This window comes from Limosilactobacillus reuteri (genome assembly GCF_034259105.1).
In the GTDB taxonomy this organism is placed as follows: Bacteria; Bacillota; Bacilli; order Lactobacillales; family Lactobacillaceae; genus Limosilactobacillus; species Limosilactobacillus reuteri_G.
The window spans coordinates 1451905-1466576 of record NZ_CP139478.1 but is presented as its reverse complement, the minus strand read 5'-3'; the positions used below and the strand labels follow the sequence as shown (position 1 = coordinate 1466576).

Below are 14672 nucleotides of genomic sequence, written 5' to 3'. Positions count from 1 at the left end.
ATGGTAAGTAAAAATTATTTCAAATATAGGACACTCTTTTTTGTAATAGTGTCTGCTTTAATGTTTCTTCTTTTCTATAAAGTACCACTTATTGGTGATGATGTTTATAACCTTCAACATCGAGAAATGTTTAATACGGTTCAGAAAAGTTTTGATTATGTAGTAGGTCAATATGGTAATTGGTCTTCTCGAACAATTATTAACTTCTTTATGTATCTTTTCTCGACTCATAATATAATATATTTTTCATTTATTACTGCCTTGCTATTTTATGTCTTATTAGGAAGTTTGTCTAAAATTTTTAATAATGAGAAGAGCATATATATAGATATTTGTTTATGCTTATTGATATTGCTTATTCCATTTCCATATTTTAGTACAGCAGGGTGGATTGCTACTACAACAACTTACTTGTGGCCAATAATAGCAGCAATTTATGCAGTTACACCTTTATTTGTGGATCAGCGGATGAAGGGATATCAATATATATTAGCGAGTTTAGCAGTTATATATGCCGCTAATAATGAGCAAATTATGATTGTTTTGCTCATTATTTATATTACTAATATTATGATACGAGCGATAAAACATAGTATTAACCCCCATTATAAGTATAATTGTTTACAATTAATATTTATATTATTTAACTTTATATACTTTATTTTATGCCCAGGAAATAGAGTGCGGAGTCAATTAGAAACCGCAAAATGGTTTCCAGAATTTTCTAAACTAAATATGATTAATAAGTTGGATATTGGCTTTATGACAACAGGAGAACATATTTTATTTAGTAATTCATTATTAGTGATGCTGTTAACCTTATTAATATTTTGGACACATATTTTAATTACATCAAAAAAATATATGCTGGCATCTGGAATTAATTTAATTCTTTTAGTTACTGTTAATATTTTGTTTGATATGTTTATTTTAACAGGACATTTTCGAGTTTTGTTTACCTTCCCTAAATTGGGATTACTTAACCATATGACCATTACTTCAATTGTTCAGTTTCTGTTATATTGTTGCTATATTATCTTGCTTGTCTTTACATATTATTATGGGCAAAATAGCTTTATATATATTGAAATGATAGTTCTATTAGGAGGGGCATTTTTAGCGCGAGTAGCACTTGGATTTTCTCCTACAAGTTACGTTTCCGCAACAAGAACTTTTGCAGTGTTAGGCTTCGCATTTTTAATAATGTGCATTCCTTTAATAAAAAAGATATTAAGCAAGAATAGAAAAATATTATTTGTATTATCAATATTTGCAATTGTTAATATGTCAATTTTTATTTTGCAGATTAAGGGCATAGAATTACAGAAGTATTTGCCATTGTGGACAAATATCTGGTAGTAAAAAGGATTATTATGAAAAATAAAAGGTTAAAAAATATTATAGCGATTATTACGATAGTTACTTTTACAGTATTAATGATCCTACCCTTTTTATGGGTAGGACAAATAGGCGTTCATTCTGACTGGAGTTTTCATTCGGCAAGGGTTCAACAAATTTATTTAAACTTACAAAGCGGACACTTATTCACGTATCTTGCAACAGATACTTTTAGTAAAGTGGGGAATGCTAATTTTTTGTTTTATCCATCTGTCTTTTTATATCCATGGGCGTTATTAAAATTTATTTTTGCTCCTGTTACAGCATATTTGGTATATGTGTGGCTTTTATTCTTAGCTACAGGGTTAATCGCTTTTTATTGCATGAGGTCTTTTACCAATGGAGATATTCGGCAATCTCTCTTTTTCGCAATTATCTACGTAATAGCTCCGTATCATCTTTATCTTACTTTAAGCAATTATGTGTTAGGAGAAGCGCAAGCATATACATTTATTCCGTTAATATTACTTGGTATGTGGAATGTACTTTATCGTAATAAATGGATAACGTTAGCTGTTGGAATGACATTAATGGCTTATAGTCATTATGTTAGTGTTTTCATTTCAGTTGAGGTTTGCTTTATTATGTTAATTTGCTATGTCATTCAAAAACAAAAAGTGGAATGGCGTAAACTTATTAATTTAATAAAAGTAGTAATACTTTTTATTTTGCTTTCTGCATGGCAATTTATTCCATTGTTTACTGATTACCTGCATAGTAATTTAATGAGACCATCCTCTGGATTTATGCTGATGCAGTCAGCAGGAGATTTCATTGTATCGGCTATTTCTAATGATGCGCTTAATCGCGGAGGAATCGGTCTTCTACTTTTGATAGCTTTGGTATTTGGATGGATATTTATAGATAAAAATTCAAAGTATATATGGGCTTATATTATAGGTGTGGTTATCACCTTAATGATCACAACGGCTTTTCCTTGGCAATACTTTGCTAAGACTCCACTATCCATTATTCAATTCCCATATCGTTATACTAGCTATGCGATTGCTTTTTTAGCAATTGTATTATCAAAAGCACTTTTAAAGCTTAACTATTCTACTATTAGCACTAATGTTATTACTAGTGTTATTTTATTGTTTTTTATTTTGTTATATGCGGGTAGTATTTATTCAGATATTGCGAGAAATAAAAACACTGACAATAGCGTGGCAGTACTAGCAAATAGTCGTCATGGAAAATATAAAACCTTGAGAGACTCGACTGATACACCGATTATTCTTACAAACACTTCATATAATAGACAATTTTCATATGGTGCATTATATGGGGAAACTGATTATATGCCAGTAGCTGCATTTAAAAATTGGAAGTCAATATTTAATAGAGTTACATTTATTAATAACAAAGAGACGAAAGTGATTCAAAAAAGCAGTGCTAACAAACTTATATACAATATAAGCTTGAAAGAAAATAGTAAAGTAGATTTACCCGTTTTGGCTTATAAACATACAAATGTAAAGCTTAATAATAAAGTCAGTAATTATAAAGTGTCAGATCGAGGCACTGTTTTACTAAAACTTAACAAGGGCAGTTATAAGATTATAGTTTCATATAAACCAATTATTTTACTGTCAATTTTTAAATTAATAGCATTTATCGGATGGGCTGGGATTATATTAGTGTATCTACTTCATTATGTAAAGAAAAGAATTTAGGTGTGAATTGCTATACATAGTATTAATTCACCTTATAAAGATAATGCTATGTAAATGTTACTATTTTTATAGCATAGGTATAAAAATTTAAAAGGCCTAAATTTCAAGAATAAGTTAGCCACTGGACTCAAATAAATAATACTGACCAATTGATTATTGGTTGATGGAGCTGTGATATCTCTTGGTAGAAGGCCTTACGATAGATATCCATTGACGAATGTCCATTAAACATAGCTCGTGGATAGTGATTCATCCAATCATTAGTCGCTATGATCTGAGCACTACTATAGTTATTTATAGCTTCACCTTTGGTAATCTCCTTGCGGAGAAACCGGTTATTGATCTCATTGGATCCACGTTCCCAAGGGGAATACGGATCAGCATAGAAAACATGATCGTGAACTTGTGTTAACTCACTAAATTCTGAACCGTTGTCAGAGGTTATTGTCTTAAAGATGCGATAGTAAGCATCTGTGCCCATTTTCTGGCGTAAATTTATAAAGAACTGATTTACTGCATGCGCAGTTTTACCAGCAATTTTACTCGTGATATTAACTCGTGAAAGGCGATCAGTCATTACTAGTACAACACTGTCATTACCGTTTTTCTGTCCCTGAACTGTATCTAGTTCCCAATGGCCAATTTCGGACCGTTGGTCCGCAGTTTGAGGTCGTTGAGCAATATTAGGCCCTAAGCACCTTTTAGCTTGCGGATGAGTTCGATGATGCTTACGTTTAGGTTTTTCAAAGAGGTCTAAATTGGACGTACGAAGCACACCCTCATTAATCCATTGATATAAAGTTACAACCGACTTTGGGATCAGGGTGCCATCATTCATTAAATCTCGAGCCTTATAAATAACCGCTTGTGGGGAGTAATGGTGGTCGTCAAACTCACCAAGCATTAGCTGATCAGCTAATCGTAAAAATTGCTTTGAAGAATAATATAAGCGACGACGACCAGAATGGCGGTGATGTTCAAGATATGTGGCCTGACCAGCTTCATAACTATAGATGTAGTAAGAATATTCGTAAATTTTACCATTAGATTTTTGACGACGAAGTTGGCGGACCGTACCACGGTTGAGCTCGTTATTAATTGTTTGATGATTAACTCCTAATTGGCGACCAATTGCGCGATTGGAAAGTCCTTGCGACTTTAAAGTCGCAATCATCACACGTTCTTCTTTAGTAAGATGAGCATTCTTTTTATGAGTAGTCAATAAACTAGTAGACATGGTATCATTTAAGTGCGTCATTTGACGGACATCCTTTCATATAGGTTTGGTTCACTTAATATGATACCTGATGTCACGCCGAATGGCGTTTTTTATTTACCACCAACTGGGTGGCTAACTTCATTCTATAATCCACCAGATTTATATAGATATGGCAATGAGAGTATTTCCTAATTTTATTTTCTCTATGATTTTTATAATTTCTGCTTCTTATTGCATAATTTATTTCTCAGAAGGTATAAGCAGTATAAAATTGGGCAATTACCTAGCATTTTTTGGAAGAGAAACAATACCGCTATTTGTATATAAATACTATAGATTTTTTGTGGGTCTGGGATACTCATATTAATGGGTACCTTTATACTTTCAGTTATGTATTATTAGACATTTTTTTGGATTGGAATTAAATTATTAGCTTTGAAAGTTAGTAGTAAACAAATTAGAGTGTAGCTTAGGAGGAATACAGTGAAAAATAATATAATCGTTAAGAAATTCATATTATTAATATTATTTTGCTTTTTGTCAGTGATATTTGTCTTACCATTAGTTAAAACAAATATAATATTTTATGGTGATGATTTAATATTTCAACTTCATAGAATTTTGGAGATGGTAACTAATTTTAAAAATGGAAATCTATTTATTGGTATATACACTTATACTTTCCATAGTATTGGTTACCCTTTAAATTTGTTTTATCCTTGGGTAACGTTATTACCATTTATATTTTTTGGTTTGCTTGTAAAAAATAGTGTTATTGCAATATATATTGGAATAGCATTCTATACATTTTTAACGTTGACATTTACTTACTGGACAACAAAGAAGTTTTCAAATAATAATTTACAATCCTTTATGACTGCAATAATCTATACGTTTTGCTCTTACAGAACAATAGATATTTATGCCAGGTTTGCATTAGGGGAGTTTATAGCATTAACATTTTTGCCATTATGTGTGTATGGGTTGTATGCAATTGTATTAGGAAATAGTAAAGATTGGCCGTTTCTTGGATTTGGTATGTCATTTGTTCTTCTATCACATCTTCTTAGTGTAGTACTTTATGCTATTTTTTTGTTTCTTCTTTTTATTATTTTCATAACTTATAAAAAAATAAAAAGAAGAAACCGTGTTATAGATCTTGGGAAGGCTATATTAATTTCTATTTTAAGTTCAGCAATTTTTTGGATTCCTTTCTTAGAACAAGAGACATATCAAAAAATATCACAACCCGATAAAATGGATATGGTTGCACAAGCGCTTTTGCCAAGTAAGGTTATTATTGAATCGCTAAATAATAATTTAACTCGTGGTGATGCAGGTAATACTTATAATATTGGTATAATTTTATTTTTAGCAATAATTATAGGAATTGAACAGTATAAAGATTGGAATAAAAATTATAAAATAATTTATTTGTTGGGGATAGTATTCTTGCTTGTATCGACGTCACTATTACCTTGGAACTTGATTGAAAAAACGCCATTGAGCATTATCCAATTTCCTTGGAGATTTTTAACGATATCATCGTACTTATTAAGCCTAGTTGCAGGACATGAATGTTATATTTTAATAAGTATCATTGCTACTTCGTACTATAAAAGAATAATTGTCATACTTGTACTATCTATAATAACTATAGCGCCATGGTATGCTGGAATAACCAATTTTAAAAATCCAGTAAATAATAATGAAAAATTTGCTTTGGCTACATTTACCCCAAGAGGAGTTAATTATACTGATTCTGGAAAAAAAGTAGAACCAGCTTTATATCACTTAGGGGACTATGCTCCTATAGATGGTACTAAAAAACTTCCTGAAATAATATCAAAGAATGCTAGTATTAACGGGGAAAAGTTTACTTTAAAAAAGACTATTGTTAAACCCAATGAAATCGAATTTAATAATAGTAAATTTAAAAATTCTAGGAATATAACGCTACCAATTTTCGCCTATAGAAATTTGAAAGTCTATAATAAAAATGACCAGGAATTGTTGTATAAAGTTAATAGTTACAGACAAATTGTTGTAAGGAAAACTAATAATAGTAATTTAATTAAAGTCAAATATCAAATGTCAAATTTAGATAAATTTTCTGTAGTAACTAGTATGTTAACTTGGATTATCGGTGTCATTTCCTTTGTCAGGAATAAAAAGTGGTTGGGGTCTCTCAAAAAAACAAAATTCTAAAATAAGCTTATCTAGAGCTTTAGAAAACCGAAATGTCAATTTAAATTAGAAAAAACTTGAAAATTGTTCATCTGTGACATGACTTAGAAATACTTCGAGTAGTGTGCGGTAATTAAGCGACTTTTGTGGAATATTATTTCTGCGAAGTATTAACAATGCATCACAGGTAGATATCGGAAGTCAAAGCGTTTACTGAGACCGTCATGACATAAAAGACCATTGTTGTTTTCATTCAAGCCTCGTTGGTTCGGTGCACCAATCTTCGCAAAGTAAGTGTGGGTATCATGCTTATTAGCGATATCACACCATCTAGCAAATTCCTTCCCATTATCAAAAGTGATTGGCTTAACAAAATGGCGAGGCATTTTAGAAAGCCACTTATCTAGGCGATGGTTGACAGCTTTATCAGTTTTACGGTGAACGTTAAGGATAATGGACTGGCGTTTCACGAGGATCATCACCGCACCACGATGGCTTTTCCCTTGAACAGTATCAGCTTCAAAGTGACCAAACTCGTACTGGTAATGAGGGAAATTACTATATCATTGATAGATACTGAGACTGAGGTGACCAGCTTTAATTTGTTCGTTGATGTAGCTAATCTCGGCTTTAGGAAGTTGAGTTTTTCTACATCCACAACGCCGTTTATTACGTTGGTAAGATTGGAGATACTGTTCAACTGTCTTACCGCTTTGAGGAAGCGATAAATAATTTCTTGGCTTTGCTTAAGAAATTTAGCAACTTGATTAGTCTTCGTTCTCTGGTTTCCAAAATCAGCTATGAGGGTTAATTCACGTGTGGTGAGATGTTTATAGGTCATTTGTGGTTATTCAAAAGTCTATCACAAATGGCTTGTTCCTTTTCTAGCTTAATTTTACAAACGGCGTAATAAAAGAAAATAACATTAATTAATATTCTGTATTAGAATATATATCAAGTATAAGGAGAGAAGATATTTGGTAAGCTTTTTGGATGATCTCTTGAAATATAAGGATATTATAAATATAGCTTCGACAATTATCTTTGGCTTTTTTACAATAATTTTTGGCTTTTCTAGCTATACTCTTTCTAAAAAAGCAATGAGATAAGTGGTGAGGCTAATAATCTTGCTAAGAAGTCTAAAAAGATAAGTGAGATTGCTAATAACATCAGTGAATTAACTGCTCCCTTAATAGTAACAATTAATGATTTCTCTATATTCAGTATAAAAAATAAGAGTAAAGACGAACTGCCTGTGGATCAGAACTCAAAGGAATATTATCAATTTAACTTTGAAATAGCTGGAGGTCTAACTATTGAGCATGGTATGATCGATAGTGTATATATTGCTGTTTACAAAAAAGGTAAAAAGGAACCGGAATTCAATAATGTTATTAATAACGATGGGGTAATTAATAATGATGGAAAGTCTATTACTTTAAGTAATATTCAAGTTAAAATACCATCTTTGTCTAGTGACAGCAAAAAGGAAATTTTTGTATTCTATTTTGTTATTGTGGATAAGACAATGAAAGTAGAAATATTTGCAGTAATCTTGCAAGCAGAAAGTTACATAAAAAAAGAATCTGAAAAGCAAGACAAATTTATGATATCGAAGACAAGCTATTTGGATGTTCGTAATGGTGTACGCAAGCAGTCTATTAAAACTTTCGTGATAATTAGTAGTAAATATTTACTGTCTGCTAATTATAAACGCTTTTATAGTTATAAAGGGAAAAAATTATTCTAATTTAGGGGAAATAGATAATATAAAAATATTGGTGGATTATAGAATGAAGTTAGCCACCCAGTTGGTGGTAAATAAAAAACGCCATTCGGCGTGACATCAGGTATCATATTAAGTGAACCAAACCTATATGAAAGGATGTCCGTCAAATGACGCACTTAAATGATACCATGTCTACTAGTTTATTGACTACTCATAAAAAGAATGCTCATCTTACTAAAGAAGAACGTGTGATGATTGCGACTTTAAAGTCGCAAGGACTTTCCAATCGCGCAATTGGTCGCCAATTAGGAGTTAATCATCAAACAATTAATAACGAGCTCAACCGTGGTACGGTCCGCCAACTTCGTCGTCAAAAATCTAATGGTAAGATTTACGAATATTCTTACTACATCTATAGTTATGAAGCTGGTCAGGCCACATATCTTGAACATCACCGCCATTCTGGTCGTTGTCGCTTATATTATTCTTCAAAGCAATTTTTACGATTAGCTGATCAGCTAATGCTTGGTGAGTTTGACGACCACCATTACTCCCCACAAGCGGTTATTTATAAGGCTCGAGATTTAATGAATGATGGCACCCTGATCCCAAAGTCGGTTGTAACTTTATATCAATGGATTAATGAGGGTGTGCTTCGTACGTCCAATTTAGACCTCTTTGAAAAACCTAAACGTAAGCATCATCGAACTCATCCGCAAGCTAAAAGGTGCTTAGGGCCTAATATTGCTCAACGACCTCAAACTGCGGACCAACGGTCCGAAATTGGCCATTGGGAACTAGATACAGTTCAGGGACAGAAAAACGGTAATGACAGTGTTGTACTAGTAATGACTGATCGCCTTTCACGAGTTAATATCACGAGTAAAATTGCTGGTAAAACTGCGCATGCAGTAAATCAGTTCTTTATAAATTTACGCCAGAAAATGGGCACAGATGCTTACTATCACATCTTTAAGACAATAACCTCTGACAACGGTTCAGAATTTAGTGAGTTAACACAAGTTCACGATCATGTTTTCTATGCTGATCCGTATTCCCCTTGGGAACGTGGATCCAATGAGATCAATAACCGGTTTCTCCGCAAGGAGATTACCAAAGGTGAAGCTATAAATAACTATAGTAGTGCTCAGATCATAGCGACTAATGATTGGATGAATCACTATCCACGAGCTATGTTTAATGGACATTCGTCAATGGATATCTATCGTAAGGCCTTCTACCAAGAGATATCACAGCTCCATCAACCAATAATCAATTGGTCAGTATTATTTATTTGAGTCCAGTGGCTAACTTATTCTTGAAATTTAGGATATAAAAATATTACAAAAAGCAAATCATATTAAAAAATTAATAAAAAACAACCTTTAAATAAGCAAAACCGATCCGAAAGCTAAAATTATCTAATAATTGATTTTGATATATTTTATAATTATAGGCTAATTTTAGAGATAATTTATATATTATGGCAAAAGGTTACAAGTAACCCACTTAAAACTTACTTGTAATCTTTTTGTAATTTAAGAGTGGTAAACTAAGAAACGATTAATTAAAAGGGAAAGGTATATCTTAAATTATGGCAAGTGATAGTAACTCAAAAAACAATCAGTTTCGTGTTGTATTACCAGTAATCTTTACGTTTGGAGCATCATTAGTTTTCTTCCAGGGAAATGCTCAAGCTGATGATACCAATGCCACTGCTAATACAGCGATCACTACTACACAAACCAGTGACAATCAACAAAGTAGTAATTATCAAAATGCTAATGTTGCTTTGATGACTGCCCAAGCTGTTCAGACTCGTGCCGCTGAGCAGACTGCTAATACAGATCCTAATAAAGGAGCTGTTGATATTAGCGCCGAGAATGCACAAAATATTGCTAATGCACCAGCAGTTGACACCCAGCCTAATGTATCGACCGACCAAATAAGTAATACCCAAGCTGATCCAGAAAATGGAACTGCTTCAACGACTGTTAGCGGGACTGGTAACATTAACACTAATGGGCTTTCTGCTCGTAATGTACAATTTTTAGAAAGTATTCACCAAGGAGCCGTTGATGGCTGGAAGCAATTTGGAGTTTTGCCATCATTGACTGGTGCTCAAGCTATTATTGAAAGTGGTTGGGGTCAATCTGCTTTAACTACTCAAGGTCATAACTTGTTTGGAATCAAGGGTTCTTACAATGGACAATCAGTTACAATGCCGACTTATGAGTATTATGGTGGTCGGTATGTTCAAATTAATGATGCTTTCCGCGCATATCCGTCAAATTATGAAAGTATTGTTGATCACGGCCGTTTCTTAAAAGAAAATAGTCGCTACAGTAATTTGATTGGTCAAAAAGATTATCAAACTGTTACTCGCTTAATTCGACAAGACGGATACGCTACTGATCCACAATATACAAATACGCTTAATCGTGTAATCCGTCAATATAATTTGACTGCTTGGGACCAAGAAGCCTTTAATAACAACATCAATACTGGTCATATTGATAATGTCTCTGTTCAAGGAAACAACCTTAAAGTGGAAGGCTGGCATGCTACTAATAATTATGATCAAAGTATGCATCACTTTATCATCCTTCTTGATGGTAATACTAAGCAAGAATTATATCGTCAAGAAGTTCCTGGTACTTACCGTCAAGATGTCCAAAATGTTTATCCAAATACCAAGATTTCTGGTTGGGGTGGTTTTAGCTTAACGGTTCCGGACTCTGCTAATTTTGCAGGCAAGGCAATTCAAGTTGTTTCTCGTTATACTAAGAATACTAATGGGGAACCAAATGGTGGAGACGATTTATGGTTTAATTCGGTAAATCTTAATACCAATGCTGGTTATCTTGATAATTTCAATATTGATGCTGCTACTAATACTCTTAATATTAGTGGTTGGCATGCAACCGATCAATCCGCGGGCAAAGATCATCATTTTATTATCCTTTATGATGCCACTAAAAACCGGGAGTTAGGTCGATATGAAGTTAATTCCGCAATTCGTAATGATGTTGCCAAGGTCTACAATGTTTACAATGCTGGTAAATCTGGATTTAACCTTCAAGTAAACATTAGTCCGGCGTTGATTGGTGACAATATTCAAGTAATCTCTCGTTACAGTAATGCTGCTAACGGTGAAGGCAATTATGTTGATTATTGGTTTGCACCAAAAACGTTTAATGCGAACCAATCATATTTAGATAAGGTTGAGATTTCAAATAACCAAGTTCATGTTAGCGGTTGGCAAGCTGCTGATGCTAGTGTTAAACAGCAAAATCATTTCGTAATTCTTTACGATGCTACTATTCATCGCGAAATCGCTCGTAAACAAGTAAGTAATGTCAGTCGCCCTGACGTTCAACGAGCATATCCAAACATTGCTAATGCTGGCAAGTCTGGCTTTGATGTTACCTTTGACTTTAATAGAGCAGCTTACGCGGGACATCAGTTACAAGTGATTTCCCGTTATAGTGATGCAAATAACGGTGAAGGTAACCGTACTGATGCATGGTTTGCTCCTACCACTGTCCCAAGCAACAATCAAGGATTTCTTGACAGCTTTGTTGTAAAAAATGGTGAAGTAATGGTAACTGGATGGCAAGCCGCTGATCAAAGTTATAACCAAAAGAATCACTTTGTTATCCTTTATGATGCTACAACTCACCGTGAAATTGCACGTCAACAAGTAACTAACTTAGATCGACCTGATGTTCAAAAAGCATATCCGTCAATCTATAACTCTGCTAAATCTGGTTTCAAAGCAGCATTTAAATTAGATAGTAGTTTAATTGGACATGAGATCCAAGTAGTTTCTCGCTATAGTGATGCAAACAATGGTGAGGGCAATCGTACTGATTTCTGGTTTGATGCTATCAAGTTACCACAAAATCTATATTAATTTATCGTTTATAGCTAAGCAGTACTTTAAATGTAGGTGCTGCTTATTTTATAGGCTCTACGTCAAGTAGTGTTGATACGCAAATATGAATTTTCGCCAATTAAATTGGTCTAGTTAGAATCGTCATTCGTGGCGGTTCTTTTTAGTTAGTTTGAATTTGGTGGCCAATAATTAAATAAATCCGCGTTTTAAATGCCGTAAAGTAACGATAACCACAGGCAACTCGTTTGATAGTTTTAATTCGATTATTAATCCCTTCGGTTCGACCATTTGAGAACTTCGTCTCAAAGCCACGCTTAATTCCCTCTTTATAGCGCGCTAAAACTTGACAACGGTGGATTGTATAATGGCTGACACTGTCTGGCCGGAGTTTAAGTAATTGAAAGAAAGTTGTAAAATCACGTTGATTGTAAGCACGCTTCAAGGATTGAATAAAATTATAGGTAGCTCTTAACTCTTGGTCATACGCTAACATTAAGTCTAAGATCATAATGGAATTAACAACGCGATTAAAATAACGTCCTTCGTAATAAACTTTTGTACTTAAATTTTCCCGATCTTGAAGAAATAGCCGCCAATAACGTTTAAGGCGCCGAGCTTGTTTCTGCTCCGCAGAATCACCTTTTCGCAAACGATTGAAGACATGAATTCGCACATGATTCATCGTATCATTAAGGTGTTTGGCAATATGAAAGCGATCATAGATGATTTGAGCACAAGGAAAAACGGTTTTAACTAGTTGATCATAAGCAGCGTTCATATCCATTACCAGATATTTCACCCGGCAACGGGCAGCACGTGTAAACTGTTGATAATGCTTAAATAAACTACGTAATCGCCGATCTTCAAGGAGTTCAAATAAGCAACTCCGATCACCATCAACAGCGATGAAACTCATCTTACCTTTAGCGCTCCGCATTGATTTAAATTCATCAATACATAGTGTTTCCGGTAGATAGTTTAAATTCGGCTTGTATTGATCAGCGAGGTCCAAAAGGACCCGCTGGACCGAAGCTTCACTGATAAACAAATCATGGGCAATATCTTTAATTGTTTGAATTCGCGTTAACCGAAGAATAATTTCACGCCTTAAATCACGACTAATTGTTCGTTGCTTTTCAAAAAGATAACTAGTCGCATTAAATGTTGTATGGCAGTCAGGACATTGAAAACGTTGAGTATTAACAAGCAACATTAATGGTTGAGCCCTAAATTGTCCATATTTGTATTTAGCTTGATAAAAACCATATTTTAAGATTTGTCCACGATTAATAACGCCACAATTTGGACAAGCACGCGGGATATAAGAAAGGGTACAGGATATTTGTGCCACCCGAACGTTTTTAATTGATTTATATTTAAGCCAATGATGAGGAAAATTTAAATGAGGGTCTGTTAAATTGAGGAGAGTCCTTGTATCATTATCCATGGAGGTTACCTTCTTTACTATGTGATTTGGCGATTTCATTGTATCAGAGGGCATGCCTCTTTTTTAGTTTAAAAACAAAAAATCTAGTATTGGTATAGAAAGTGATATTTCTATATCAACACCAGATATTGTAGAGCCATTTTATATAGAAACTTAGAGCGAATTTTTAATATAAAAACATTGTTCAATTACTTGTGTTAAAATAAGAAAGGATTTTTGTTAATCATGAGGAGGCCACTATGAAAGGAATAATTTTAGCTGGTGGGTCAGGAACCCGCCTTTATCCAATTACGCGTGGTATTTCAAAACAATTGATTCCGGTTTATGATAAACCGATGATTTACTATCCGCTATCGACTTTGATGCTAGCCGGCATTAGGGATATTTTGGTGATTTCTACCCCCGAATACATGCCCCTTTTTCAAGAACTTTTAGGGGATGGGACCAATTTAGGACTAAACTTCTCTTATAAAGTTCAAGAAAAGCCCAATGGACTCGCCGAAGCCTTTATTCTCGGTGAAGATTTTATTGGTGACGATAGTGTTTGTTTGATTTTAGGGGACAACATTTATTATGGGGCTGGTTTGTCCGACTTAGTTCAATCGGCAGCACAAAAAACTGATGGCGCCACGGTCTTTGGCTACCATGTCAATGATCCAGAGCGTTTTGGCGTGGTCGACTTTGATGACCAGATGCATGCCTTATCGATTGAAGAAAAGCCGGCTCATCCCAAGAGTAATTATGCGGTAACTGGTCTTTACTTCTATGATAATCAAGTAGTTGATATTGCTAAAAACATCCAGCCATCAGCGCGGGGCGAACTTGAGATTACAGACGTCAATAAGGAATATTTGCGTCAAGGCAAACTCGATGTCAAGTTAATGGGGCGTGGCTATGCCTGGTTAGATACCGGTACCCATGATTCCATGCTTGAAGCAGCTAACTTCATCGCCACGATTGAAAAACGCCAAAACTTAAAAGTGGCTTCCTTAGAAGAAATTGCTTATCGGATGGGTTACATTAATAAGGACCAATTAGTAGAACTGGCCCAACCGTTAAAGAAAAATGACTATGGTCAATACTTATTACGGTTAGCACAACATGACTAGGAGTGAACA

General features: G+C 34.0%; 9 protein-coding genes and 1 pseudogene. 7 read left to right on the top strand and 3 right to left on the bottom strand.

Annotated elements, in window-relative coordinates:
• A complete protein-coding gene (locus SH603_RS08245) occupies positions 1 to 1359 on the top strand; it encodes a DUF6056 family protein (protein ID WP_169476655.1) in 1359 nt (452 codons plus the stop codon).
• Between the two features lie 14 nt (positions 1360 to 1373).
• Positions 1374 to 3074 carry a 6-pyruvoyl-tetrahydropterin synthase-related protein gene (locus tag SH603_RS08240; protein ID WP_321533815.1) on the top strand — a complete coding sequence of 567 codons (1701 nt, stop codon included), beginning with the start codon at positions 1374 to 1376 and terminating at the stop codon, positions 3072 to 3074.
• A gap of 127 nt (positions 3075 to 3201) precedes the next feature.
• Here the strand turns inward: SH603_RS08240 and SH603_RS08235 are convergent, their stop codons facing one another.
• Positions 3202 to 4332, bottom strand: coding sequence for an IS30 family transposase (locus SH603_RS08235; RefSeq protein ID WP_013923736.1), 1131 nt, complete (start codon positions 4330 to 4332; stop codon positions 3202 to 3204).
• A 444-nt stretch (positions 4333 to 4776) separates the two neighbouring features.
• On the opposite strand from SH603_RS08235, the gene SH603_RS08230 reads away from it, so the two are divergent.
• The gene (locus SH603_RS08230) at positions 4777 to 6501 is read left to right on the top strand and encodes a hypothetical protein (protein WP_321533814.1); all 1725 of its coding nucleotides are present in this window, start codon (positions 4777 to 4779) and stop codon (positions 6499 to 6501) included.
• A 45-nt stretch (positions 6502 to 6546) separates the two neighbouring features.
• Here the strand turns inward: SH603_RS08230 and SH603_RS08225 are convergent.
• A pseudogene (locus SH603_RS08225) lies at positions 6547 to 7321 on the bottom strand (IS30 family transposase).
• A 414-nt stretch (positions 7322 to 7735) separates the two neighbouring features.
• Here SH603_RS08225 and SH603_RS08220 point away from each other — a divergent pair.
• The 3 genes from SH603_RS08220 (at position 7736) to SH603_RS08210 (ending at position 12125) form a co-directional block, all read left to right on the top strand.
• Positions 7736 to 8230 carry a hypothetical protein gene (locus SH603_RS08220; protein WP_169473366.1) on the top strand — a complete coding sequence of 165 codons (495 nt, stop codon included), beginning with the start codon at positions 7736 to 7738 and terminating at the stop codon, positions 8228 to 8230.
• 146 nt (positions 8231 to 8376) lie between these two features.
• Positions 8377 to 9507, top strand: a complete 1131-nt coding sequence (locus SH603_RS08215) for an IS30 family transposase (protein ID WP_321533813.1) — start codon at positions 8377 to 8379, stop codon at positions 9505 to 9507.
• Between the two features lie 296 nt (positions 9508 to 9803).
• Positions 9804 to 12125, top strand: coding sequence for a glycoside hydrolase family 73 protein (locus tag SH603_RS08210; protein ID WP_169473368.1), 2322 nt, complete (start codon positions 9804 to 9806; stop codon positions 12123 to 12125).
• Positions 12126 to 12267: 142 nt separating this feature from the next.
• On the opposite strand, the gene SH603_RS08205 is transcribed toward SH603_RS08210, so the two are convergent.
• Positions 12268 to 13554: an ISL3 family transposase gene (locus tag SH603_RS08205; protein ID WP_321533655.1), complete on the bottom strand. Its 1287-nt coding sequence runs from the start codon at positions 13552 to 13554 to the stop codon at positions 12268 to 12270.
• 239 nt (positions 13555 to 13793) lie between these two features.
• On the opposite strand from SH603_RS08205, the gene rfbA reads away from it, so the two are divergent.
• Positions 13794 to 14663, top strand: a complete 870-nt coding sequence (gene rfbA, locus SH603_RS08200) for a glucose-1-phosphate thymidylyltransferase RfbA (protein WP_169473370.1) — start codon at positions 13794 to 13796, stop codon at positions 14661 to 14663.
• Positions 14664 to 14672 lie beyond the last annotated feature (9 nt).